The following is a 24,498-nucleotide window of genomic DNA, read 5'->3' as shown; positions in this document are numbered from 1 at the left end:
ACTGTAAGAGTGCTTAATTAGAGGACGGATAAAATGGAGATAGAGATGTTGATAATCATTTTTTTGTGTGATATGATGAAACCAAAGAAATATGACCTTGTCTCTTTTAGGATGTATCCTTATGGAATTATAAGTGAAATACATGGATTTAGCAAAGGAGCAATTTTGAGTGCAAACACTTTGAAATTTGAAACTGTTTTTTAATAGTTTTATGGCTTTTAGTGTAGGAAGAAGGAATAATGTATGATTATTTTACTTAGTATTATAGAGTTCGGTTGTGGCTCTTTGATGTTTTCCTATTGGATAGGTCGTATGGTAGGTAAAAGATTAGAGGAAATACGGGATGGAAATCCTGGAGCTTTTAATCTTGGCCATGCGGCTGGCTTTAAAATGGGGGTTATCGGTGCTACTTTTGATTTCATGAAAGGTTACTTTCCACTTGTGTATTTCCTTGGAAAAGAATATGTTACAGGAAATGCCATTGTAATTGTGGCAATAGCACCTATTTTGGGGCACGCTTTTTCCCCATTTTTGAAATTTAAAGGGGGTAAAGCATTAGCTACTACTTTTGGAGTGTGGAGTGCAATTACCCGTTTTAAAGCTTCCTTTATGTACGCTGTTATCCTTGGAATTTTAAAATTAGTGGAGAGAATGTATAATAAAGGGAAACCTTCTATACCTGAAATAGATGCTGTATTAGACCTTGTAGGTTTTGGCATTCTAGGTGGGCTGTTATTTTTGAGTAGTGTTGAAAGTTACTTACTTTTACTATGGATGCTCAACTTTGTTGTGCTTTTATATAAAAGAAAGAAGGATATGAATGTTGTTTTAAAGGCAAAAATGGTAAAATAGTGATGTATATTTTGATACTTTAATTAAAATCAGTTGGGAGTGTATGAAGTGGAATCCATTTATATTGCAATAACCGGATGTCAACATTATTACGGTACAAAAGTTTTGAAACCAGGCACGATTGTAAGATTAGAAAAGGATTTAGACAATGACTATGATGATGAAGCAATAGCTGTTACCCTTGCGCCATTAGGGCAAGTAGGATATGTAGCTAATAGTGTTGGAACTGTTCCAAGAGGATGTTATAGTGCAGGTCGAATTTATGATAAATTTGAAAATTCCGCTTTTGCTATGATAAAATTTGTAACAAAAGACTTTGCCATTGCAGAATTTTTAGAAGAGGACTTTATAAAAGTTACTATAAAGTTCCGACTAAAAGAAAAAAGAAAGAAAAAGTACAAAAATAAAACTTAAATGGTGAGAAAATATGGAATACAAACAATCATCTATATTTGATAATGAAGTGAGGAAAAATAAACCTTTGGCCGACAGGATGAGACCCAAAACTTTAGATGAATTTGTAGGTCAAGAACATCTTTTAGGTAAAGGGAAATTACTTAGGGAATTGATTGAAAAGGACAACATTACTTCAATGATTTTGTGGGGGCCGCCAGGGGTAGGTAAAACTACCCTTGCTATGATTATAGCCAATATGACAAATTCTAAATTTGTCACCTTTAGTGCTGTTTTATCAGGTATCAAAGAGATAAAGGAGATAATGGCAAAAGCTGAATTGGATGCTATGCATGGAATTAGAACTGTTGTATTTATTGATGAAATTCATCGTTTTAATAAAGCTCAGCAGGATGCTTTTTTGCCTCATGTGGAAAAGGGGAATATAATATTAATTGGTGCAACTACAGAAAATCCCTCTTTTGAGGTGAACTCAGCTCTTTTGTCTCGTTCTAGAGTTTTTGTTATGAAGCCTCTTACAGAAGAAGATTTACTTATACTGCTTAAAAGAGCGTTAAAAGATGAACAAAATGGATTGGGTATGTACAAAATTGGTATAACAGAAGAACAGCTTAAAAAGATTGGACTTTTTGCAAATGGAGATGCGAGAGTTGCTTTAAATACATTGGAGATTGCAGTTATGGCAGCAGAGGTAATTGAAGGGAAAAGAGTTGTCACAGATGATATATTAGCTGATGCAATGCAGAAAAAGACTCTGCTATATGACAAACAAGGGGAAGAGCACTATAATTTAATATCCGCTTTTCACAAATCTTTAAGAAATAGCGATTGGGATGCGGCAGTATATTGGCTTGCAAGGATGTTAGAAGCGGGAGAAGATCCTCTCTATGTCGCAAGGAGGATGATACGCTTTGCCTCTGAAGATATTGGGCTTGCAGATCCTCAAGCTCTTGAAATGGCTGTTGCAGCATATAATGCTTGCCATTATATTGGAATGCCTGAATGTAGTGTAAATCTGGCACAGGTGGCAATATATTTAGCGTTAGCTCCTAAATCTAATGCGGTATACATGGCATATAATAAAGCTAAAAAAGATGCAGAAGAGACAATTGCTGAAAGTGTTCCTATGCATTTAAGAAATGCTCCTACAAAACTTATGAAAGAATTAGGGTATGGGAAAGGATATAAGTATGCACACGACTTTGAAGATAAAATAACTGATATGCAATGTCTACCGGATAATCTTAAAGACAGGAAATACTATGTACCGACAGATTCTGGTTTTGAGAAGGACATACAAAGGAGATTAGAGCAAATCACCAACTTAAAAAAGAAAGGAAAATAATTTTGAGCTATTTAATAAAAAGGGGCAGTTGCCCCTTTTTATTAAACAGCGTTTTTAGGTTCTTCCCATATAATGATGCCAGGTACAAATAGCAAAATTATCAAAATGATGATTATGATCCAAATCCATTGATTTTCATGATGTTTGTGTTTGTCAGGCATAAACTTACCTCCTTTTTAGGTTGACTTCTACTTTATAATATGAAAAACATAAAATAATGGCTACAAATTATAAAAGTCTCCTGGCAATACCCACTGCAAGGAGACTTTATGCTTTTAAATATTTGGACCTGATTTTTTAATATCATCAGTTACATCTTTGTATTTTTTAAAGTTTTCTGCAAATCTAAGTGCCAAATTTTTTGCTGCTTTTTCATATGCTTCTTTGTCAGCCCATGTATTTTTGGGATTCAAAATTTCTGAAGGTACTCCTGCACAAGAGGTAGGTATGTTTAAATTGAAGATAGGATCTTTTACAAATTCTACGCCATCCAGTGAGCTATTTAATGCAGCTGTCACCATAGCTCTTGTATAAGCCAAATTAATGCGGCTTCCAATCCCATAAGGTCCACCAGACCATCCAGTATTTACTAAATAGACTTTTGCATTGTGTTTTTCAATTTTTTCTCCTAACATTTTTGCATAGACCATTGGCTTTAAAGGTAAAAATGGTGCTCCAAAGCAAGTAGAAAAAGTAGCTTGAGGTTCTCTGATTCCCCTTTCTGTGCCAGCCAATTTGCTAGTGTAACCGGATAGAAAGTAATACATGGCTTGTTCTTTTGTAAGTTTAGTAATCGGCGGTAAAACTCCAAAAGCGTCTGCTGTTAAAAATATAATTGCTTTTGGATGTCCTCCCATTCCCCCAGGAATGGCACCAGGTATAAAGTCAATGGGGTAGGCTGCTCTTGTATTTTCTGTAATTTTATCACTGCTATAGTTGAGCTCTCTTGTATTTTCATCATATACAACGTTTTCAAGTACGGTACCAAACTTTATAGCATTCCAAATTTGAGGTTCTTTTTCTTTTGATAGATTTATGCATTTAGCATAACATCCTCCTTCAAAATTGAAGATGCCTTTGTCTGACCATCCATGTTCATCATCTCCAATTAAAAACCTCTGAGGGTCTGCAGAGAGGGTAGTTTTTCCCGTCCCTGATAAGCCGAAAAAGAGGGCGGTGTCTCCATCTTTGCCCATATTGGAAGAACAATGCATTGATAACACGCCGCGTTTTGGCATCAGATAGTTCATGAGAGTAAAGATTGACTTTTTGATTTCTCCTCCATACTGAGAGCCACCGATTATAATTAGTTTTTTAGTGAAACTTAATATGATAAAAGCTTCAGAATTTACACCGTCTAATTCAGGTATAGAGTTAAACTTAGGTGCAGCAATTAGCGTGTATTCTGGGACGTGGTTTTTAAGTTCTTCTTCATTAGGACGAATGAATAGTTGGCGTGCCAGTAAACTCTGATACGCATATTCTGTTATGACTCTTATAGGAATTCTATATTCGGGGTCAGCTCCTACAAATCCATCAAATACAAAAAGGTCACGATTTTGTAGATAGGCAGTTAAACGGTTGTACAACCTTTCAAATTTATCTATAGATATAGGTGTATTGTTTTCCCACCATATATATTCATGAACTTCTGGTTCATCGACAATAAATTTGTCATTAGGAGAACGTCCTGTGTATTTACCAGTATAGACATTAAAAGCGCCGTTGTTTGTAAGTACTCCCTCTCCTCTTTTTATAGCTTCTTCAACTAATTTAGAAACGGAAAGATTGCGGTAAACGTTTTTAACATTGATTATATTTATTTTTTCAAGGTTATACATTAAAAGGCCTCCTTTTTGATATTCTGAAGACGTTTTTGCAAGCTGTATTATTAAAAATTGCAAAAAATATCTTATAAAGTTTAAAATTAACATTTACAATAAAATTCTAACATGGTTCAAATATTTTTTCAAGTGGTACGAAATTTTTGGCTAAAACTTAAGGGATTTATGTCGAAATTTATGATATAATAGAAAAAAGTCCTTATCAACTGAAATCAACGTGACAAGGAATGAAACTAATGGAAAAGTGCTTTTGTGGTGGCAAAATAGAGATACAAAATGTAGAATATAAGTTGGTAAGGGGAAAAGGGACTATAATATTAAAGATGTGCCGGCATATGTTTGTCAAAAATGTGGTGCAGTTTATTATGATACGGAAGTGCTTGATGAGGCTTTTAAAAATAAAGATAAATACGAATACATTTCAACAAAATAGTTTATAATTAAAATTGCTAAAAGGATAAAAAGGGTCGGGGGATAATTTATTATAATTGTGCGTCAATACCTTTTTGATTAAATAGCGAGAAAGGTACACTACATTTTCATCATCTATCACTTTATCTATGTCAAAAAAAGCTGTAGCGTCATTTTCTATTCCATCGGGAGTAGGTCTACCTGAAACGTAGTCCAAAAGAAAAACAATGTATATTTCCGAATTGCCATCTGGCAAAAGTATACTTCTTATAGAAACGATATTTTTTACATGGGTTTCTATCGAGGTTTCTTCTTTTATTTCTCTTAAAACTGCATCGTCTATGTTTTCACCGGCCTCTACATGACCGCCGGGTATTATCCATTTGCCTTTAAATTGACCATAAGTATGCCTTACCAATAAAACTCTGTTATCTTTTATGACTATGCCGCCTACTCCTACAATTATTTGTTTCATAAAATCACCAGCCGCTGTAGTTTATTTATAAATTGATTATACCACATAAATTTATTGCATTAAAATAAATTAGAGAATGGTGATAATAAGATGAGATTAGTTGTTGGAGAAAATGAAAAGGATATTATATTAGAAAATTTTTTGAGGAACAAAGGTTTTTCTAAAAGACTTATTAGAATTTATAAGTGGCAAGGAGAAATATTAGTAAATGGCGTAAAAGAAAATGTACAAAAAATTTTACAACCGGGAGATGTGATTGATTTAATCCTTCCCGAGGTAGATTCTGATATTGTCCCGGAAAAAATGGGTTTGGATATATATTATGAGGATGAGGATGTTTTAATAGTTGATAAACCAGCTGGAGTAGTTGTGCATCCAACAAAAAGGTATCAAAGTGGTACTCTTGCAAATGGGGTAGCGTGGTATTTTAAAGATAAAGGAATAAAAGCTTTAATTCGACCTGTTAATCGCTTAGATAAGGGTACGTCTGGATTGGTTGTATTTGCTAAACGTCCTTTTATGCAGTATTATCTTCAAATTGTAAAGCCTATGAGTAAACTTTATTTTGCAGTAGTAGAAGGAAAAATGGAAGGGGAAGGGCGAATTGACCTTCCTATATCGAGAAAGCCACAAAGTGGCATTGAAAGAATGGTATCCGAGGAAGGAGATAGAGCTATAACCAATTACAAAGTGATAAAAAGCAGTGAAAGATTTTCTCTTTTAAAGGTAAAAATTGAAACAGGAAGAACTCATCAAATAAGAGTACATTTGAGCCATACTGGCTATCCTATTGTAGGAGATACATTGTACGGCTCTTCTGATGATTATATTAAAAGGCAAGCATTGCATGCATATAGACTCACTTTTGTACATCCTTTAAGAGAAAAAAGCATTTCTGTTTATTCGCCTTTGCCACAAGATATACAAAATTTACTAAAATTATTCTAATCCTTCCAAATCAAAATTAGGGATGAAATCTTCACTGGCGCTTTCTATTTCTTGAATTAAGCCATTTTCAAGGCCTATCTCAAAGAAAAAATCTATAGCTTCATCATATTCTTGAGAAGTGATTTTTCTATTTATTTCTGGATACTTTTGAGCTTGATAATAAGGGGTGTATTGACTCATTAAGCTTACATATATTTCTTTTGGTAGGTTTTCTTTAATCCACAAGAGAATTTTTTTAGTGTCTTCTACGTATCCCGGCATTATGAGATGTCTTATCACTAAGCCTTTTTTTAGTATTCCTTCTTCATCAAATTGAGGTATTCCTACCTGTCTGTACATTTCTAATATTGCTTTTGTTGCATGCTCAAAATAATTAGGAGCTTTGGAGTACTTTTTTGCAAGAGCGTCATCGTAATACTTAAGGTCGGGAAGATATATGTCAATTAGTCCTTCCAACATCTTTAAAGTTTCTACATTTTCATAGGCATTTGTATTATATACTATAGGTATTTGAAGCCTTTGATTTTTTGCTAATAAAATTGCCTCTTTTATTGAGAAGACATGGATTGTAGGAGTAACGAGGTTTATGTTATGAGCTCCCTGATTTTGCAAGTTTAAGAAAATTTGAGCCAACTCCTCAACAGATATAAACTTACCAAATTGGTATTGACTTATTTCGTAATTTTGACAAAAGACACACTTTAGGTTACAACCACTAAAAAAAACTGTTCCAGAGCCTCTTGTTCCACTTATAAAAGGCTCTTCCCAATGATGTAAGTATGCTTTTGCTACTTTTACCTGCCGAGGCATGTTACAGAATCCCTTTGACTTCGACCTGTCTACTTTGCAGTTTCTTGGACATATATTACATTTTATTATTGATTCCATACTATTCCCTCCATTCAATATTATATCACTCTTTATTTTTTTATATAAAACTTGTATTTTCCACATTTTACACTTGAAATTAAAAAGTATTTGTCGTAAACTATAATTGAAAACGAAAAACAAAAGCAATCCTGGGAAGTTTGTATTAGGCTAATTTGTTTTCAACCAACGCACCTTTTTCGGGAATCCGGGTTCATCAGTGGAAGAAATGCCTGCTAAGACAGGACTTCAGAAGCTGATGACAGGGTACCCCCCTGCGAGAGCGGGTATGAAAACATAGCCTTACGGCTTCATGGGACAAAAATTAAAAGTCCTTCCGAAAGGAAGGACTTTTAATTTTTTGTTATGATAGTGTATAATCATGTTGAGGTGATATTTATGAAAATTGCTATTGCGGGTAATATTTATGAATACCCAGAAGGGACAAAATTAGAGGATATTGCTAAAGATTTTGAGCATCTTTACAATGGGATAATAGTAGCTGCAAAAGTGGATAATGAGCTAAAAGATTTAAATTGCACAGTTTCGAAGGATAGCACAGTTGAATTTGTAGATACAACGATTGAGGAAGGTACGAGGATTTACAGAAGAAGTTTAACATTTGTTTTTATTAAAGCTGTAAAAGAGCTACTTCCCGGCGCTACTGTAACTATAGAACACTCACTAGGTAAGGGACTATACTGTGAAATACATGGTTACTCTTTAAATAATAAAATTGTTTCGATGATTAAAAAGCGGATGGAAGAAATAATAGAAAAAGATTTCAAAATAGAAAGAAAAATGTTGCCTAAAGAAGAGGCAATAAAATTATTTGAAAAGGAAGGACTGACTGAGAAAGTAAGATTGTTTAAAGATACTGACAAAGAGAAGGTTCCTGTTTATTATTGTGATGGCACAGTAGATTTTTTCTACAGCCCTTGTGTACCTTCTACAGGTTATTTAAAAGTATTTGATATACGATTTTATTTCCCGGGTGTCATTTTAATTGCTCCAGATGTATATAATCCTCGTTCATTACCTGTATTTGTAGATGTTCCAAAACTTGCTTCAATTTTTAAAGAGGCAGAAGATTGGGCAAGTATTTTAAATATAAGTTATGTTTCTTCTTTGAACGACATGATAAAGCAAGGCAAGGGTAGAGATTTAATATTGGTTTCTGAAGCCTTTCATGAGAAAAAAATATCCAAAATTGCAGATTATATAGCTTCAAACAAAATGATAAAAGTAGTTTTAATTGCAGGTCCTTCTTCTTCAGGCAAAACTTCTTTTATTCATAGATTAAGCGTTCAACTGAGAGTAAATGGGTTGAGACCTTTTCCAATATCATTAGACAATTATTTTGTGCCAAGAGAACTTACTCCAAAAGATGAATTTGGAAATTACGACTTTGAATCAATCGATGCACTAGATTTGCCACTTTTCAATGAGCATTTGATAAAACTTATACAAGGTGAAGAAGTAGAAATTCCTATTTTTAACTTTAAAACAGGGGAAAGAGAGCCAGAAGGAAGAAAAGTAAAACTTGATAAAAACCAAATTATTTTGATGGAAGGTATACATGGATTAAACGAAAAATTGACATTGCAAATACCTAAAGACAATAAATACAAAATATATGTAAGTGCTATCACGCAATTAAATCTTGACGAGCACAACAGGATACCTACTACTCAAACAAGGTTGATACGACGTATAGTGAGAGATAGCCAATTCCGTTCTAGCGATGCGGCAGAGACTATAAACATGTGGCCTATGGTCAGAAGAGGAGAAGAAAAATGGATTTTCCCTTATCAAGAGCAAGCAGATGTCATGTTTAATTCTTTTTTGCCTTATGAGTTACCTATATTAAAAAAATATGCAGAGCCATTACTTAAGAAAGTTTCTCGTGACGATTCTGCTTATTCTATCGCTAAAGAAATATTAGAGTTTTTAAGCTATTTCCTTCCATTAGAAGATGAATTAGCAATACCACCTAATTCTATTATAAGAGAATTTATAGGCGGAAGTTGCCTTGATGTTTAAGTTTGGGAATCCTCAATGGATTCCCTTAGTTTTTTGACAAAGTTAAAAATTTTTAAAACTTGTCTTAGTGCCCGCCTCCGCTATCCATGGCTTCGGCCCTGCCTCTACCCTCGGTCTTGCTAAGTTTCCCGGCACTCAAGTAAGCATGCTTGTTTTTTCTATTTTTGTTTTATAAACTTTCTTACTTGAGTGCCGGGCCGCTTTGTCACAAGTCATACCGATTGCAAAATATTTTATTTCTGAAAGTCAAAAAACTTAAAAAATAATAGGGATTTTTGGAGAATATATGCAATTAGATAAATAAAAGAAGAGAAATACGCATAAAATAAAGTAGATATGGTTGAAATATTATTTTTAAGGTGGTATAATGTTCTTGAAATGGAATTTTGGTTTTTTTGGTTAGTTTGATGTTTTGGGATAAAAAATAAAGTAGAGGAGGAGTTATGATGAATGTGATTGACCCGCTTGTCAGTGCTGTTATTAACTATGTAGAGAAAGACCCGGAAAAAAATTTAGACAAAATAGCTAATCTTCTGTCAAGAATTGCAATAATCCCCGATCATAAACAGCAAATAGAAACTGTGAAGAGATTTTTAGATGACAAAGACAGCAATTGGTACAAATATGCAATTAAACTTTTAAAAAGAACTGACAAAAACATTATAAAAACTTTAGGTGTTAATTTCTTTATAAATGCTAGCTTGAAAGGAATTCCAAAACAAAAAGAATTAGAAAACAAATTAGATATTAACATTCCATGGGCAATTTTAATGGATCCAACAGAGGCTTGTAATCTAAGATGCGTTGGTTGTTGGGCAGGACAGTACAAGCCTCACAATCTCTCCTTTGAAGTAATGGATAGAATATGCACAGAAGCGGAAGAGTTAGGCATATATTTTATAGTACTATCTGGCGGAGAGCCTACTGTCAGAATGAAAGATATTATAAAGCTTGCTGAAAGACATAAAAATCAAGTATTCCACTTGTTTACCAATGGTACTTTAATCGACGAAGATATGATAAAAGAAGTTAAAAGAGTAGGCAATATTACTTTTGCAGTAAGTATTAATGGTTTCAAAGAAAGTAACGATGCAATACGGGGAGAAGGTACTTTTGATAAAATTATGAGAGCAATGGATTTGATGAGAGAAAATGGAGTATTGTTTGGCTATTCAGCTACATATACGAGAACAAATGTGGAGGAAATTTCTAGTGATGAATTTGTAGATATGATGATAGATAAAGGAGCAGCTTTTGCTTGGTATTTTACTTATATTCCTATAGGTAGAGACCCTGATATAAGTTTCATGGTAACACCTGAGCAAAGAAAATACATGTACGAGAGGATAAATTATATAAGGGCTAGAAAGGAACTTTTTGCAATTGATTTCTGGAATGATGGCGAATACAGTGGAGGATGTATTGCAGGAGGAAGGAGGTATTTGCACATAAATGCAGCAGGAGAAGTTGAGCCTTGTGCTTTTATCCATTATTCTAATGTAAATATAAATGAAGTAAGTTTATTAGAAGCATTACAGTCACCTATTATGAAAAGCTATAGAAAAAGGCAGCCATTTAATCTAGATCATCTAAGACCATGTCCTCTTATTGATAATCCAGAAAAACTTTTAGAAATAGTAAGAGAATCAGGTGCTAAACACACAGAAGCAAGTCCAGCTGCTCATATAGAGAACCTCTATGATGATTTAAGGATAGTTGCTGACAATTGGGGTAAAGTAGCCGACGAAATTTGGGAGAAAAAAGTGGAAATAAAAAAAGAGGCTTGACATAAATACGAAAATCCCCTATAAATTTAGTTAGTATTACTTAATAGTACTACTTAATGGGGTGTTGAAATGCTGACAAATAGGAGAGTAGAATTTTTAAAAACACTGACTGAACTTTATGATGTGAAAGGTGAAGCTGTTCACTATACGGATGTGGCGCAGGCAATGAAAATTAGCAAATGGACGGCATATGATATTTTAAAGGAATTAGAGAAAGGTGATTTTGTCAAGACGGAGTATTACCTTGGAGAGGAAAAAAGCCAAGGGAGGTCTACTTTGAGATTTTTGCCAACAGAAAAAGCTTATGAAATATTTAAAAAAGCCAATAAAGATGAATGGAATTTCCTAAGGGATACTTTGGTCAAAAAAGTAAAAAATAGTAAGCCTAATTCTCTTGAGGAAATATTAAATGAGATGTTTCAGGCTAGTAAGCCTATAGAATTTTGTGCATATGCTATTACTGCATTTTTGCTAAAACTTAGGATGGCAGGAGGCCTTTCCGTAGATAGTATAGAAAATTTACTTGTCTCTGTTAATCCTACTTCTTCTTTAGTTTTATTTGTAGGAGCAGTATTAGGTGTTTTGCTGTACACTAAAATAAAGAGCGATATAGACAAAAAATTGGCTGAAAACATTCAAAAATTTTATATCAATTTAAATAAACTGAATTCGCAAGATGTCAATTTACTCAATAACCTGTTAAGAGAACTTCTTGCGATTGCATAAGGCTCTAAGCCTTATTTTTTTGTATATTTTCAAAAAGAAAGTTAAAAACTATTGAAGCAAGGGAAGGTTAATGATATAATGTAGGTGTAAAATTTTACATAAAAAGATTAGGAGGTAAGGGTATGAAAGTTTATGTTGACCAAGACGAATGCATAGCTTGTGGGGTTTGTATAGACATGTGCCCAGATGTTTTTGACTGGAATGATGAAGGAAAATCCCATGTAATTGTAGAGGAAGTTCCAGCTGATTTAGAAGACTGTGTGCAAGATGCAATGAGCTCTTGCCCGACAGAGGCAATAAAAGAAGAATAACCCGGATTTTTCCGGGTTTTTTCATACATTTTTAGAGAAGCTTTAGGGGAAAATATTGATAAAACGAAGTATGGAGGGTCTTTATGGGGAAAAGAAAAAAGCTATACCCTAAAGCTGAGGATGAGTTAGATTCTTTGAAGCAAGAAGTTGCTGAAGACCTTAATTTAGATGACGATATTGAAAAACGCGGATGGGAAAACATGACTACAAGGGAAGTAGGTAAAATAGGAGGAAACATGGTAAAGAAAATGATAAAATTTGCAGAAAAAGAGATGGATGAAAGAGACGGAAAAATTGATAAAGGAGATTAATTGGCTGGAGGACTATCCTTCAGCCAAAATTTATGTGCGCCCGGCATGGGCGATAACTAGGCGGTGAAAGTCCGCTGTGGGCTTGGTAGTGGGAACCACTAGCCAAGAGCAAGGGTGTCCATCGTGAGGTGGAATCTGAAGGAAGCTTAAGGCAAAATCTCGGTCTGATGAACAAGAACCAGATAAGAGGCTGAATTGGGATGGATGAGTTTGCGTAACAAAACGAAGTCCAACACTACCCGAATCCCATACAGTAAATCTGGCAGATATATGAGATGAAAGTTATCGTTCTTACCCGGGGAGGTCTCAAGGATAAGTCGTGGAAGTAAAATCTGAAGTGACAACCCATGCAGTGATGTATGGCTGAACCTTGAGAAGTCAGCAGAGGTCATAGTACTTATCTAGACATGAATAGATAAGGAAGGGCCGAACGTTAGGAGGTTTTGAAAATCTTATGGACTCGAAAGATATGCGAAGATTGCAGACAACTCAACAAAGAGGCTATCCGTTGAATAGAGAAATGGAATTTCAAAAGACAACGGAAGTGCATAGTATATCATCGGCGTCGGAAGATGGAAGAAACGAAGTACAAAGATATACCAGCAAGATGCTTGAAATGATAGTAGAACGAGGAAACATGGAAGCAGCATACAAGCGCGTTGTTGCAAATAAAGGAAGCCATGGAGTCGATGGGATGGAAGTAGATGAACTTCTACCGTATCTCAAAGAAAACTGGTCAACCATAAAACAACAACTGCTGGAAGGGAAATACAAACCACAACCAGTGCGAAGAGTAGAAATTCCCAAACCAGATGGAGGAGTAAGACTACTAGGAATACCTACAGTACTAGACAGACTAATACAACAAGCAATAGCCCAAATACTAAATAAAGTCTACAACCATACATTTTCAGATAGCAGTTATGGATTCAGACCAGGACGCAGTGCAAAAGACGCAATAAAAGCCGCAGAAGCATACATAAATGAAGGATACACATGGGTTGTAGATATGGACTTAGAAAAATTCTTTGACAGAGTAAACCACGACATAATAATGTCCAAACTAGAAAAGCGGATAGGGGACAAAAGAGTACTAAAGTTAATACGAAGATACCTAGAATCAGGAGTAATGATAAACGGAATCAAAGTATCAACAGAAGAAGGGACACCCCAAGGAGGGCCATTAAGTCCCCTATTAGCAAACATAATGTTGGACGAACTAGACAAAGAACTTGAGAAACGAGGGCATAAATTCTGCCGATATGCAGATGACTGCAACATATATGTAAAAAGCAGGTCTGCAGGAAACAGAGTAATGAAGAGCATAAAGAAATTCATAGAAAGCAAATTAAAACTAAAAGTCAACGAAGCAAAAAGTGCTGTAGATAGACCATGGAGAAGAAAATTTCTTGGATTTTCATTCTATACAAAAGAAAACGAAGTAAGAATAAGAATCCATGAAAAATCCATCAAAAGGTTTAAGGGAAAAGTAAGAGAAATAACCAATCGGAACAAGGGAATAAGCATGGAAAACAGAATAAAAAGACTAAATCAAATAACAACAGGATGGGTCAACTATTTTGGATTAGCAGACGCGAAAAGCATAATGAAAACCCTTGACGAATGGATAAGGCGAAGACTGAGGGCATGTATATGGAAACAATGGAAGAAGATAAAAACGAAGCATGATAACTTAGTAAAACTAGGAGTAGAAGAACAAAAAGCCTGGGAATACGCCAATACAAGGAAAGGCTACTGGAGAATATCCAATAGCCCAATCCTAAATAAGACTCTTACAAGTAAATACTTTGAGAGCATAGGTTATAAGAGTTTATCCCAAAGATATCTAATTGTACACAATTCCTAATGAACCGCCGTATACCGAACGGTACGTACGGTGGTGTGAGAGGACGCTGAATAAAATAATTATTCAGCTCCTACTCGATTCTTTGTGTAAAAAGAGGAAAAATTGATTTGTTGGCGAATAATTATTATTAAAAAGGATAGGTGGTGTTGTTATGGAAAAATTAACTTTTGACCAATTGAAAAGGTACATTGATCCTAATATTTTTGAATTTGAGAATACAGAAGAAATTCCCCCGTTAGAAGGAATAATCGGACAAAACAGAGCTAAAGAAGCAATGGAATTTGGAATTAAAATAAAGCAAAAAGGCTACAACATATTTATAACTGGAATAACAGGAACTGGTAAAACTAGTTTTGCTTCTAGTTACATAAAGGAGATTGCAAAAAGGGAAGAAAGGCCAAAAGACTGGGTTTATGTATATAATTTTGAAAAACCTGCCCAACCAATAGCGATAGAGTTACCAGCTGGAATGGGCAAGCAATTTAAAAAAGATATGGAAGATTTTGTAGAACAGTTACAGAGAGAGATACCCAAAGCCTTTGAGTCGGATTCTTACGATCTGCAAAAGAGTGAAATAATAAAAAAATATCAAGAAAAGAAAAATCAATTAGTAGAAGAATTAAATACGCTTGCAAAAAGTTTTGGATTTGTCTTAAGAGATACTCGCACAGGCATTATAAGTATTCCTGTTATAGAAGGAAGGCAAATAAGTCAAGAAGAGTTTCAACAATTAGATGAAGAAACAAGAAAAGAAATTGAAAAAAGAGCTGCAGAATTTGAAGTAAAGGCCATGCAGATATGGAAGGAAGTACAATCTATTGACAAACAAGCAAGGGATGAACTTAAAAATTTGGACAATGATATAGGTCTTTTTGCTGTAGGTCATTTAATTGAGGATTTAAAGGGAAGATATAAAGTCAGTGAAAATGTGCTTAAGTATTTAGAAAGCGTCAAAAAAGACATCTTAGAAAATATTGAAAGCTTTAAGAGTACTGATGGAGAAGATATGCCATTTCCTTTTTTGATGAGGAAAGAAAAAGTCTTTTTAAAAAAGTATATGGTTAATTTGTTTGTAGACAATAGCAATACTGACGGTGCTCCAGTTGTGTTTGAGTATAATCCTAATTATAATAACATAACAGGAAGTATAGAATATGAAAGTGACTTTGGAATTGCTACAACGGACTTTACTAAAATAAAAGCTGGAGCATTACATAGAGCAAATGGCGGTTATTTAATTTTGCAAGCAAAAGATTTGTTATCTTATCCTTACGCTTGGGATGCTTTAAAAAGGTCTTTAAAGACGGAAAAAATTATAATTGAAAATATTTCTTCACAGTACGGTTTTTTATCAATTTCTTCGTTGAAACCAGAACCTATAAAATTAGACGTAAAAGTTGTCTTAATAGGCACACCTTATATTTATTATTTGCTTTACAATTATGATGAAGACTTCAGCAAATTGTTTAAAGTGAAAGTGGATTTTAATGAAGAAATGGAACTAAATGAAGAAAACATAAAAAACATGGCTTCTTTTATAAAAACTCATTGCATAGAGGATGGTTTAAAACCTTTTGACAAAACGGGCGTAGCAAAGGTTATAGAGTATAGCACCAGACTCTCTGAAGATCAAAAGAAATTAACTACTAAGTTTAATGAGATAGTTGAGGTTTTATATGAAGCCGATGCGTGGGCAAATATAGAAGGCAGTTCTGTTGTAACGGAAAAGCATGTGAAGAAAGCTATAGAGGGAAAAATTAAGAGGATAAATAAATTAGAAGAAAAGTTTTTGGAACTATTTAGAAGTGGTATTTACCTCATAGATGTGGAAGGAGAAAAAATAGGGGTAGTAAATGGTCTTGCGGTTATAAACCTTGGGGATTATGAATTTGGCAAACCTTCTAAAATAACTGTTACTACTTATCCTGGAGAAGAAGGGGTAGTAAATATTGAAAGAGAGTCAAAAATGAGCGGTAGAATACACGACAAGGGAGTTATGATATTGACAGGTTATTTAGGGAGTAAATTTGCAAAAGATTTTCCTTTGACTCTTTCTGCTAGAGTTGTTTTTGAGCAGTCTTATGAAGGAGTAGAGGGAGATAGTGCTTCCAGTACAGAGCTGTATGCACTCCTTTCTAGCCTTGCAGAAATTCCTATAAAACAGGGAATTGCCGTAACAGGGTCAGTCAATCAATTTGGGGAGATACAACCGGTGGGAGGAGTGACCCATAAAATAGAGGGATTTTACAAGGTCTGTAAAGAAAAAGGTTTGACAGGGGAGCAAGGAGTAATAATTCCTCATCAAAATGTCAATAATTTGGTTTTGACAGAAGAAGTTATAGAAGCAGTTAAAGAAGGGCTTTTCCACATCTACAGTGTAAAAACAATTGAAGAAGGGATAGAAATTTTAACAGGAAAAAGCTTTGAAGAAATTTACGATAAAGTTTATAGAAAGCTTAAATATTATTATGGATTATTGTCTAATAAAAAAGAAGATAAAGGGGATAAATAGTGGATTGTGTAACTAAGGAAGAGATAAAAAAATTTGCGCAACAAATTGGCATTGACTTAGTAGGTTTTGCAAGTCCTGATTGTTTGAAAGAATATGATAATTTTCTAAAAGAAAGGAAAAATTTAGGCTATAGTTGTTCTATTGAGGAGAGAGATATACAAAAAAGAATCTCTCCCGAATTTATTTTGCCTGAAGTGAAATCCATTATAGCCATAGCTTTGTCATATAATGTAGAATATGAGGTTAAATATTATAGTAGAAGCTTTGGTATAGTTTCAAGAAGCAGTTGGGGAATAGATTATCATAAAGTTTTAAAAGAGAAGATGGAAAAACTTTCTAAATTTATCAAATCAAAATGCCAAGAAGTAAAAACAGTATGTTTAGTGGACAATAACCCGCTTTTAGAAAGAGAAATTGCCTACCATGCAGGGATAGGGTGGTTTGGGAAAAATGGACTTATAATAAACGATGAATATGGTTCATATATTTTTTTAGGAGAAATACTCATAAACAAATATTTTGAGCCGGATGCACCGCAAAAAACTAAATGTGGGGATTGTAATTTGTGTATAAAAGCTTGTCCTACAAATGCTATAGTTGAACCTTATATAATAAATGCTAATAAATGTTTGTCATATATCACAGTCAAAAAAGGCAAAATAGAAGAAAAAATGTCTAAGAAAATGGGTAGAAGAATATATGGCTGTGATACTTGCCAGCAAGTGTGTCCTTTTAATAAAAGAGCAAAAAAGGTAGTAAGGCCAGAATTTTTACCGGATAAGTTACTGCCAAGGCATGACTTAATAGAAATTTTAAATATGTCAAAAAAGGAGTTTGCAGAAATTTTTGGACCAACTTCTTCCTCTTGGAGGGGAAAAAGCATTATAATAAGAAATGCTATAATTGCTTGTGTCAATACAAAGGGGAAAAGTTGTATAGAGCCTATAAAAAACTTGTTAAAGTCACAAAGTCCTCTTTTGAGAGGATATGGTGCATGGGCTCTTTCTCATTTGTGTGACAAAAATAAAGAAGTCGTGGTTGAAATAAAAGAGGCTTTAATTGAAGAAAAAGATGAATTTGCTAAAGAAATGATGACAAAAGCGATAAATAGGTTAAAAGGGTGAGGAAATTGCAAATAACAAAGGAAGAAGCCTTAAAAGTCATAGAAATACTAAAAAACACTTATTCTAATGCTAAGTCAGGGCTTAAATTTACTAATCCGTTTGAGCTTTTAATTGCCACAATTTTGTCAGCGCAGTGTACAGACAAAAGAGTGAATATAATTACTGACAGGCTTTTTAAAAAGTATAAAACGCCGGAGGATTTTTTAAAGCTTACTCCTGAAGAGCTTCAAGAAGAAATAAGGGAATGTGGCTTGTATAGGAGTAAATCAAAAAGTATATTAGAGACATGTAAAATTTTAAAGGAGAAATACGATAGCAAAGTGCCTGAAACTTTAGAGGAATTGATGACATTGCCGGGTGTGGGGAGAAAGACTGCCAATGTAGTTTTAAGCAATGCTTTTTCCAAACAGGCTATAGCAGTGGATACTCACGTTTTCAGAGTGTCCAATCGCATAGGTCTGGCGGACAGTAAAGATGTTTTTACAACCGAGAAACAGCTTATGGAATTAATACCAGAAAACTTATGGTCTTTGTCTCATCATCTTTTAATACATCACGGAAGAAATTTATGTACGGCGCGAAAGCCTAAATGTGATGAGTGCCCTGTAAATTATCTGTGTTTATATTTTAAAAAAGAAAGAAAAAATTAATATTTTCGTAACTTTTTTAAGAAATTATTAATTGTATTATAGAGCTAGTTATAATATCATACTATTGTAAATGTAAGAAAAGGAATAGGAGAGAAGAAAATGCAAGCAAAGGGTGGTACTAAAAAAAATAATTACTTTTATATTGCAATTATTTTATTGCTTTTGGCTTTTTTATCATTTTCTTTTACATATTTTTATTTAATACTTAATTCTAAGGTTATTGCCAAGGGAATTTTTGTAAACGGTATAAGCATAGGAGGAATGACAAAAGAGGAAGCAGCAGATTTTCTTAAAAACAAGATAAAACTTCCTTCTTTTTCCATTACAGCTAAGTATCAAGACAAAGATTTTGTTATCACATCAGAAGATATAAATTTATCTTATAACTATCAAGAAATGGTGGAGCAAGCTTACAAAATAGGTAGAGAAGGAAACCCTATTGCAAGAATGAGAGAAATTTATATAACAGAAAAAGAGGGAAAGCATTTTAGCTTTTATCCCAAGTACGATGGAAATAAATTAAAAGAGTTTGTTGATAAAATTTCTCAAGAGGTTGATAAAGAGCCAGTTAATGCGAAAATAAAAATTATAAGAGGAGTAAGACAAATTACGCCAGATGTAGAGGGTGTAAAAGTTGATAAAGAGAAAACTTTAAAAAATCTAAAGCAGCTTATAGATGAATTAGTAAAAGGAAAGACAGAAAAGACAGAAGTAGAGATTGTAGTGGAGAAAGTTGAAGCAAAGATTTCAAAATCAATGTTAGAAATGATTAATGGACGAATTTCTACTTTTTCTACCGTATTTAATCTTCAAGATACAAACCGTTCAGAGAATATACTAGTGGCGGCAAGAGCCGTAAATGATACCTTGCTTATGCCGGGTGAGACATTTTCTCTTAATAAAACTTTAGGACCGAGAATAATACAAAACGGTTACAAAGAAGCTCCTGTAATAATAGATAATAAACTGGTACCGGATATAGGAGGAGGAGTATGCCAAATTGCTACAACCTTGTATAATGCAATTTTACGGGCAGATATAGCAATTACTGAAAGATACCATCACAGCTTTCCAGTAGCCTATGTACCACCAGGACAAGATGCTACTATTTCTGGAGATGCTTTAGATTTAAAATTTAAAAATTCTACTCAATATCCTATATATATTGAATCCTACATAGAAGGCAACAAATTAGTAATGAACATATATGGCTATGTGAAAAATCCTTCAAAATGGGTAGATATTCAGTCAGAGGTTGTTGAAAAATATGATCCTAAAATAAAATATATAGATGACCCCACACTACCTCAAGGAGAAGAAGTTGTAGAAATAGAGCCTCATGCCGGTTATAAAGTCAATACATATCGTTTGATTTATGAAAATAACAAATTAGTTAAAAGGGAGTTTTTATATACAGATGTATATAAGCCAGTAGATGGAGTAATTAAAAGAGGAACTAAAAAGGTAGAAAATTCAAAATTTCAAGAGTTACCTAATACAGAAAAGGAAAATAATGCTCAAATTAATCCAGAACCACCACAGGGTAATCCAGAAGAAGCTTTTTCACCATAACATAATATCACCTCCCATTTTCTGCATCAATAAAAAATGGGAGGTGATATTTAATTATTAAGTTTATGCTGGCAAGCCGGACAATAACCGTAGAAATAGAGCTTTTGTTCTACAAGTTTGTAGTCAGTATGCTGACTAACTTCCTCTAAAACGTCTTTTAGAAGGGATTCATCAAGGTCTTCTACTTTACCACAACTTATACAGACCACATGGGGATGAGAATTGGTGTTAGCATCGTATCTAAAGCTACCTTCCCCTACATTCAATTCTTGTATTAATCCCATGTTTTTCAGAACTTCCAATGTTTTGTATACAGTCGCTAAGCTCATTGTGGGAAAATCAGAGGCAAGCTTTTTGTATATAGTTTCTGCTGTAGGATGTTCTTTTGTGTTTCTAAGCAGATTAAGTATTGCTAATCTTTGAGGTGTTACTTTAAGCCCTTTTTGTTTTAAGAGGGCAGCAGCTTCCTCCATTATATCACTCCATTTCACAAAAGATAATATTTTTCTTTTAATATTTTGTGTCTTAATTATATCTCTATTCATTAATAATGTCAATTATTTTTGAACAAATCGACGATATGGCAATTTACAGTGATATAATGTATAATATAATTGAACACAATAAATTAAGGAGTTGAAAGGAATGCAATACAAATTAATTGCCATTGATATGGATGATACTCTTCTAAGACATGATAAAACCATATCTAAAGAGAATATAGAAGCATTACATAAAGCTCGGGGGAAAGGAGTATATGTAGTGATATCTACAGGAAGGGTTTTTGCTTCCGCGTATGCCTACGCAGATATGATTGGTTTTAGAACTTACATAATTGCAAGTAATGGTGCTTTGATAAGGGACCCTGATAATAATACTATTTATGAAAGTCTTCTAAACTATGACAGCATGGTGGAAATTATAAAAGTATGCCAAAAGTACAATACATATTTTCAGCTTATAAGTGACAAAACTGTTTTTTCTCCGGAGATAACAAATAAATTTCAAAGGTATGCCGAATGGAATGAGTTATTTAAAACAGAGTTAAAAGTGAATGTCCAAGAAATAAAGGAACCGTTAAAAGAGTTGGACAAATTAAAAGATAGTATTTTAAAAATCATAGTTTTTAACGATGATGTTGAAGTATTAAAAAGCATAAGGGAGGAATTGTCAAAGAATGCCTCAATACAGATAACCAGTTCTTATATGGACAATATTGAAATTGTCAATAAAGGAGTCAGCAAAGGAAGAGCCCTTAAAATTCTAGGAGGTTATTTGGGAATAGAAAGAGAAGAAATAATAGCAATAGGAGATAGTGAAAATGATATAGAAATGATCAAATTTGCAGGTTTAGGTGTGGCAGTTGAAAATGCTATTGATGAGGTCAAAAAAGTGGCAGACTTTATAACGAAATCTAATATGGAAGACGGTGTAAAGTACGTTATTGATAAATTTATATTACAATTATAAGAAAGGAGTATTTCTATGAAAAAAACGATACATTTGCGCATAACCGGACATGTGCAAGGGGTGGGGCTGAGGTATTCTGTGTATCAAAAGGCAATTTCTTTGGGAATTAAAGGTTATGCGGAAAATCTTTACGATGGCAGTGTAGAAGTTGTTGCAGAAGGGGAAGAGGAAAGTATTAAAGAATTGATAAATTTTATTAGAACAGGTTTGAGATGGGCGATAGTAGATAATGTAGAAGAAAGATGGTCGGATTACAAAGGGGAGTATCGGGATTTCCGTATTTATTAGTTGCTCTTCTTTTTTTATTTAATAAAACGTTTAAATGTGATATAATAATTAAAAAATAGTTTAATTATTTTAATGAGTTAACTTATTAATAACGATTGAGGGTGCATGAATATGAGGATGGAATTCGACCTGAAACTTCAACAAACTCAAAAACTTATAATGACTCCTGAACTCAAACAGGCTATTGAGATTTTGCAGTTAAATTCCTTAGAACTTAGTACTCTTATAGAGCAAGAATTAGAGACTAATCCTCTTCTTGAAAAAGAAGAAACAGATGAAGATGAGAGTGCATATGAATATGACTTGTATGAGTTGTCTAAATATATACGAGAAACAGAAGAGAGAATGTATTATGATGATTCCGATGATGAAGAAATAGAAGAAGTTAATTATGAAAATTTTGTGTCCACAAAGCCTTCTTTGACTGACCACCTTTTGTTTCAACTTCATATAACACCTGTTTCTCCTAAAATACAAAAAATATGTGAATATATAATATTTAGTCTAAGTCCGAGTGGTTATTTGAGAGAGGATATAAAAGATATTGCGGAAATTCTGGAATGTACTGAAGAAGAGGTATTAGAAGGATTATCTATAGTTCAATCTTTTGACCCACCAGGAATTGCAGCGCGTAATTTGCAAGAATGTTTAAAACTTCAACTTTTAGCTCAAGATAGTTACAAAGGCATTATAAAAAAATTGGTAGACTATCATCTTGAGGAAATTGCAGAAGGGAAGTATTCATATTTAGCAAAGTTGTACAATATTTCCCTAAAAGAAGTGCAACAAGCTGTAGATTTTATAAAAAAACTCAATCCTAAACCAGGAAGTAGCTTTTCTTCTATAGCAGATGTTAGATATATTGTACCAGATGTGGAAGTAGTAAAAAGAGATGGTGAATATTTTGTTATAGTAAACGATTCAGTTACTCCTAAGCTCAAGATTAATAATTACTATCATTCTATTTTGAACAGCCATGATGAAGAAGCTAAAAAATATATAAATTCAAAACTGCAATCAGCTATGTGGCTTATAAAGAGTTTAGAAAGCAGAAAAGAAACTTTGTATAAAGTAGTTAAAGCTATAGTGGAGTTACAAAGGGATTTTCTTGATAAAGGTATTAATTACTTAAAGCCTATGACCCAAAAACAAATTGCTGATATTGTAGGTATTCACGAGTCTACCGTCAGCAGAGCTATAAACGGCAAATATGTTGCAACTCCTCGAGGACTTTTCGAGATAAAATTCTTTTTCCAATCTGGTATTTCCAATACAAATGGTAATCAATTTTCTGCTGAAACTATTAAAAACCTTATAAAAAAATTGATTGAAGAAGAGGATCCCGCAAATCCTCTAAGTGACCAAAAAATAGCTGATATTTTAAAAGAAAAAAATATTAATATTTCAAGAAGGACAGTGGCAAAATATAGAGAGGAATGCAATATTCCTTCTACTATCAAAAGAAGAAGATATTAAATGGGCATTTAAATGCCCATTTAGGCTATTGAAAAAGCTTTATTAATAGTATAAAATAGTTAATGTAAATACTTTTTTATGAGATGTGGGACATTTATAGAATAACGGGACTTTAACCGTCCTGAAGAGGGAAATGACATGAAAGATATTATAGCTTTACAACAAAAGATAGTACCAGAGTTAATAGATTTACTTCAAAAGAGATATACTATAATGCGAAACATATATTTTAATCAACCCATAGGGCGAAGGGCACTTTCACACCAGTTGAATATAGGAGAACGAATAATTAGAAGTGAGGTATCTTTTTTAAAGGCTCAAGGTTTGGTAGATATAAATCCCTTGGGTATGACTATCACCAAAGAGGGAGAAGAATTAATTGAGAATTTAAAAGATTTTATACATGAGCTTAAAGGACTTAACAATATTGAGAGTTTGTTAAAGGACAAGCTAAGCATTGAGAAGGTCATAGTTGTACCTGGAGATACAGAACGAGATCCTATGATAAAAAAAGAATTAGGAAAATCAGCAGCGAATTACCTAAAAACTATAATAAACTATGACAGTATTATTGCTTTAACTGGTGGTTCAACTGTGCTGGAAGTGGCTAATGGGATGCCTCAGCTTTATTCCAAATCAAACATAGTAGTTGTACCTGCTCGTGGTGGATTGGGGAGAGAAGTAGAAAAGCAAGCGAATACAATCGCTTCAATTTTAGCTAAAAAACTTGGTGGTACATATAAAATGTTGCACGTGCCGGATAATTTGGGCAAAGAAGCGGTAAAAAGTCTTATCAAAGAACCGGATATAAAAGATGTGGTAGAAACTTTAAAAAAAGCTGATATTTTAATATTTGGAATAGGTCGTGCAGATGTAATGGCAGAGAGAAGAAATTTACCCCAAGATATTAGAGATTTTTTGGAAAAGAATAATGCTACTGCTGAAGCTTTAGGATATTACTTTGATAAAGAAGGGAAAGTAGTCTATGCTACACCAAGTATTTTCTTGACTTTAGAAGACTTGAAGTTTGTTAAAAATTTAATAGCAGTATCTGGCGGAAAAGGTAAAGCGGAAGCTATTGTGTCTACTTGCAGAAGTGGCAATGTACAAGTGCTTGTCACTGATGAAGGAGCTGCTTTTGAGATTTTAAAAATTGTTTAAAACACCTTTTCAGGTGTTTATAAAATAAAAATCAAGGAGGAATA

23 protein-coding genes, 1 other RNA gene and 1 pseudogene are annotated in these 24,498 nt (G+C 33.6%); 21 read left to right on the top strand and 4 right to left on the bottom strand.

The window, feature by feature from the left end; all coding sequences use genetic code 11:
- Nucleotides 1–33: 33 nt before the first annotated feature.
- The 4 genes from THYS13_RS14125 to THYS13_RS05055 are packed head-to-tail and all read left to right on the top strand — an operon-like array spanning nt 34 to nt 2,611.
- Nucleotides 34–204 carry a hypothetical protein gene (locus tag THYS13_RS14125; RefSeq protein ID WP_201035675.1) on the top strand — a complete coding sequence of 57 codons (171 nt, stop codon included), beginning with the start codon at nt 34–36 and terminating at the stop codon, nt 202–204.
- Between the two features lie 39 nt (nt 205–243).
- The gene (locus THYS13_RS05065) at nt 244–852 is read left to right on the top strand and encodes a glycerol-3-phosphate acyltransferase (protein WP_042833428.1); all 609 of its coding nucleotides are present in this window, start codon (nt 244–246) and stop codon (nt 850–852) included.
- A 48-nt stretch (nt 853–900) separates the two neighbouring features.
- On the top strand, nt 901–1,266 hold the full coding sequence (locus THYS13_RS05060) for an HIRAN domain-containing protein (protein WP_042833427.1): 366 nt from the start codon (nt 901–903) through the stop codon (nt 1,264–1,266).
- Nucleotides 1,267–1,279: 13 nt separating this feature from the next.
- Complete coding sequence (locus THYS13_RS05055; RefSeq protein ID WP_042833426.1) at nt 1,280–2,611, top strand: replication-associated recombination protein A; 1,332 nt, start codon at nt 1,280–1,282, stop codon at nt 2,609–2,611.
- 275 nt (nt 2,612–2,886) lie between these two features.
- On the opposite strand, the gene pckA is transcribed toward THYS13_RS05055, so the two are convergent.
- Nucleotides 2,887–4,452, bottom strand: a complete 1,566-nt coding sequence (gene pckA / locus THYS13_RS05050) for a phosphoenolpyruvate carboxykinase (ATP) (RefSeq protein ID WP_042833425.1) — start codon at nt 4,450–4,452, stop codon at nt 2,887–2,889.
- Nucleotides 4,453–4,691: 239 nt separating this feature from the next.
- On the opposite strand from pckA, the pseudogene THYS13_RS14890 reads away from it, so the two are divergent.
- A pseudogene (locus THYS13_RS14890) lies at nt 4,692–4,888 on the top strand (YgiT-type zinc finger protein).
- On the opposite strand, the gene THYS13_RS05040 reads toward THYS13_RS14890, so the two are convergent.
- On the bottom strand, nt 4,877–5,341 hold the full coding sequence (locus tag THYS13_RS05040) for an NUDIX domain-containing protein (protein WP_042833424.1): 465 nt from the start codon (nt 5,339–5,341) through the stop codon (nt 4,877–4,879). The pseudogene THYS13_RS14890 and the gene THYS13_RS05040 sit on opposite strands and share 12 nt — an antisense overlap.
- A 90-nt stretch (nt 5,342–5,431) precedes the next feature.
- Here THYS13_RS05040 and THYS13_RS05035 point away from each other — a divergent pair, with 90 nt between their 5' ends.
- Nucleotides 5,432–6,289, top strand: a complete 858-nt coding sequence (locus THYS13_RS05035) for an RluA family pseudouridine synthase (RefSeq protein WP_042833423.1) — start codon at nt 5,432–5,434, stop codon at nt 6,287–6,289.
- Here the strand turns inward: THYS13_RS05035 and THYS13_RS05030 are convergent.
- Nucleotides 6,281–7,177 carry a radical SAM protein gene (locus THYS13_RS05030; RefSeq protein WP_042833422.1) on the bottom strand — a complete coding sequence of 299 codons (897 nt, stop codon included), beginning with the start codon at nt 7,175–7,177 and terminating at the stop codon, nt 6,281–6,283. The genes THYS13_RS05035 and THYS13_RS05030 overlap by 9 nt on opposite strands.
- Nucleotides 7,178–7,302: 125 nt before the next feature.
- Between THYS13_RS05030 and ssrS the strand changes: the two genes are divergently transcribed.
- From ssrS to THYS13_RS04975, 11 genes are all read left to right on the top strand, one after another.
- Nucleotides 7,303–7,480: non-coding RNA, 6S RNA (gene ssrS, locus THYS13_RS05025), on the top strand.
- A 75-nt stretch (nt 7,481–7,555) separates the two neighbouring features.
- Nucleotides 7,556–9,199, top strand: coding sequence for a nucleoside kinase (locus THYS13_RS05020; protein ID WP_042833421.1), 1,644 nt, complete (start codon nt 7,556–7,558; stop codon nt 9,197–9,199).
- A 446-nt stretch (nt 9,200–9,645) separates the two neighbouring features.
- A complete protein-coding gene (locus tag THYS13_RS05015; RefSeq protein WP_042833420.1) occupies nt 9,646–10,986 on the top strand; it encodes a radical SAM protein in 1,341 nt (446 codons plus the stop codon).
- Between the two features lie 69 nt (nt 10,987–11,055).
- Nucleotides 11,056–11,712: an iron-dependent repressor gene (locus tag THYS13_RS05010; protein WP_042833419.1), complete on the top strand. Its 657-nt coding sequence runs from the start codon at nt 11,056–11,058 to the stop codon at nt 11,710–11,712.
- A gap of 122 nt (nt 11,713–11,834) precedes the next feature.
- Nucleotides 11,835–12,023, top strand: a complete 189-nt coding sequence (locus tag THYS13_RS05005; protein ID WP_028992657.1) for a ferredoxin — start codon at nt 11,835–11,837, stop codon at nt 12,021–12,023.
- 83 nt (nt 12,024–12,106) lie between these two features.
- Nucleotides 12,107–12,334, top strand: coding sequence for an alpha/beta-type small acid-soluble spore protein (locus THYS13_RS05000; protein WP_042833418.1), 228 nt, complete (start codon nt 12,107–12,109; stop codon nt 12,332–12,334).
- A 454-nt stretch (nt 12,335–12,788) separates the two neighbouring features.
- The gene (gene ltrA / locus THYS13_RS04995) at nt 12,789–14,201 is read left to right on the top strand and encodes a group II intron reverse transcriptase/maturase (protein ID WP_042833417.1); all 1,413 of its coding nucleotides are present in this window, start codon (nt 12,789–12,791) and stop codon (nt 14,199–14,201) included.
- A gap of 151 nt (nt 14,202–14,352) precedes the next feature.
- Nucleotides 14,353–16,713 carry a Lon protease family protein gene (locus THYS13_RS04990; RefSeq protein ID WP_042833416.1) on the top strand — a complete coding sequence of 787 codons (2,361 nt, stop codon included), beginning with the start codon at nt 14,353–14,355 and terminating at the stop codon, nt 16,711–16,713.
- Nucleotides 16,713–17,837 (top strand): tRNA epoxyqueuosine(34) reductase QueG, encoded by a 1,125-nt coding sequence (gene queG / locus THYS13_RS04985; RefSeq protein WP_042833415.1) that lies wholly within the window; start codon nt 16,713–16,715, stop codon nt 17,835–17,837. The genes THYS13_RS04990 and queG overlap by 1 nt, the downstream gene beginning before the upstream one ends.
- Nucleotides 17,838–17,842: 5 nt before the next feature.
- A complete protein-coding gene (nth, locus tag THYS13_RS04980) occupies nt 17,843–18,487 on the top strand; it encodes an endonuclease III (protein WP_042833414.1) in 645 nt (214 codons plus the stop codon).
- 99 nt (nt 18,488–18,586) lie between these two features.
- On the top strand, nt 18,587–20,059 hold the full coding sequence (locus THYS13_RS04975; protein WP_042833412.1) for a VanW family protein: 1,473 nt from the start codon (nt 18,587–18,589) through the stop codon (nt 20,057–20,059).
- Nucleotides 20,060–20,109: 50 nt separating this feature from the next.
- Here the strand turns inward: THYS13_RS04975 and THYS13_RS04970 are convergent, their stop codons facing one another.
- Nucleotides 20,110–20,532, bottom strand: coding sequence for a Fur family transcriptional regulator (locus THYS13_RS04970; protein ID WP_029688630.1), 423 nt, complete (start codon nt 20,530–20,532; stop codon nt 20,110–20,112).
- A gap of 172 nt (nt 20,533–20,704) precedes the next feature.
- Here THYS13_RS04970 and THYS13_RS04965 point away from each other — a divergent pair, with 172 nt between their 5' ends.
- The 4 genes from THYS13_RS04965 to THYS13_RS04950 all read left to right on the top strand — a co-directional run bounded on the left by THYS13_RS04965 (nt 20,705) and on the right by THYS13_RS04950 (nt 24,454).
- Nucleotides 20,705–21,529 (top strand): Cof-type HAD-IIB family hydrolase, encoded by an 825-nt coding sequence (locus tag THYS13_RS04965; RefSeq protein WP_042833411.1) that lies wholly within the window; start codon nt 20,705–20,707, stop codon nt 21,527–21,529.
- Between the two features lie 15 nt (nt 21,530–21,544).
- A complete protein-coding gene (locus THYS13_RS04960; RefSeq protein ID WP_042833410.1) occupies nt 21,545–21,817 on the top strand; it encodes an acylphosphatase in 273 nt (90 codons plus the stop codon).
- Nucleotides 21,818–21,928: 111 nt separating this feature from the next.
- Nucleotides 21,929–23,293 carry an RNA polymerase factor sigma-54 gene (gene rpoN / locus THYS13_RS04955; RefSeq protein ID WP_042833408.1) on the top strand — a complete coding sequence of 455 codons (1,365 nt, stop codon included), beginning with the start codon at nt 21,929–21,931 and terminating at the stop codon, nt 23,291–23,293.
- A 138-nt stretch (nt 23,294–23,431) separates the two neighbouring features.
- On the top strand, nt 23,432–24,454 hold the full coding sequence (locus THYS13_RS04950; protein ID WP_042833407.1) for a sugar-binding transcriptional regulator: 1,023 nt from the start codon (nt 23,432–23,434) through the stop codon (nt 24,452–24,454).
- Nucleotides 24,455–24,498 lie beyond the last annotated feature (44 nt).

Source organism: Thermoanaerobacter sp. YS13, from assembly GCF_000806225.2.
Lineage (GTDB): Bacteria > Bacillota > Thermoanaerobacteria > Thermoanaerobacterales > Thermoanaerobacteraceae > Thermoanaerobacter > Thermoanaerobacter uzonensis.
The sequence above is the reverse complement of the archived record's forward strand: the minus strand, read 5'-3'. Positions and strand labels throughout refer to the sequence as shown.

Coding starts and splice junctions, on each gene's coding strand:
- THYS13_RS14125 (WP_201035675.1), top strand. CDS start 34: ATGGAGATAGAGATGTTGATAATCATTTTTTTGTGTGATATGATGAAA.
- THYS13_RS05065 (WP_042833428.1), top strand. CDS start 244: ATGATTATTTTACTTAGTATTATAGAGTTCGGTTGTGGCTCTTTGATG.
- THYS13_RS05055 (WP_042833426.1), top strand. CDS start 1,280: ATGGAATACAAACAATCATCTATATTTGATAATGAAGTGAGGAAAAAT.
- pckA (WP_042833425.1), bottom strand. CDS start 4,452: ATGTATAACCTTGAAAAAATAAATATAATCAATGTTAAAAACGTTTAC.
- THYS13_RS05040 (WP_042833424.1), bottom strand. CDS start 5,341: ATGAAACAAATAATTGTAGGAGTAGGCGGCATAGTCATAAAAGATAAC.
- THYS13_RS05035 (WP_042833423.1), top strand. CDS start 5,432: ATGAGATTAGTTGTTGGAGAAAATGAAAAGGATATTATATTAGAAAAT.
- THYS13_RS05030 (WP_042833422.1), bottom strand. CDS start 7,177: ATGGAATCAATAATAAAATGTAATATATGTCCAAGAAACTGCAAAGTA.
- THYS13_RS05020 (WP_042833421.1), top strand. CDS start 7,556: ATGAAAATTGCTATTGCGGGTAATATTTATGAATACCCAGAAGGGACA.
- THYS13_RS05015 (WP_042833420.1), top strand. CDS start 9,646: ATGAATGTGATTGACCCGCTTGTCAGTGCTGTTATTAACTATGTAGAG.
- THYS13_RS05010 (WP_042833419.1), top strand. CDS start 11,056: ATGCTGACAAATAGGAGAGTAGAATTTTTAAAAACACTGACTGAACTT.
- THYS13_RS05005 (WP_028992657.1), top strand. CDS start 11,835: ATGAAAGTTTATGTTGACCAAGACGAATGCATAGCTTGTGGGGTTTGT.
- THYS13_RS05000 (WP_042833418.1), top strand. CDS start 12,107: ATGGGGAAAAGAAAAAAGCTATACCCTAAAGCTGAGGATGAGTTAGAT.
- ltrA (WP_042833417.1), top strand. CDS start 12,789: ATGGACTCGAAAGATATGCGAAGATTGCAGACAACTCAACAAAGAGGC.
- THYS13_RS04990 (WP_042833416.1), top strand. CDS start 14,353: ATGGAAAAATTAACTTTTGACCAATTGAAAAGGTACATTGATCCTAAT.
- THYS13_RS04975 (WP_042833412.1), top strand. CDS start 18,587: ATGCAAGCAAAGGGTGGTACTAAAAAAAATAATTACTTTTATATTGCA.
- THYS13_RS04970 (WP_029688630.1), bottom strand. CDS start 20,532: ATGGAGGAAGCTGCTGCCCTCTTAAAACAAAAAGGGCTTAAAGTAACA.
- THYS13_RS04965 (WP_042833411.1), top strand. CDS start 20,705: ATGCAATACAAATTAATTGCCATTGATATGGATGATACTCTTCTAAGA.
- THYS13_RS04960 (WP_042833410.1), top strand. CDS start 21,545: ATGAAAAAAACGATACATTTGCGCATAACCGGACATGTGCAAGGGGTG.
- rpoN (WP_042833408.1), top strand. CDS start 21,929: ATGAGGATGGAATTCGACCTGAAACTTCAACAAACTCAAAAACTTATA.
- THYS13_RS04950 (WP_042833407.1), top strand. CDS start 23,432: ATGAAAGATATTATAGCTTTACAACAAAAGATAGTACCAGAGTTAATA.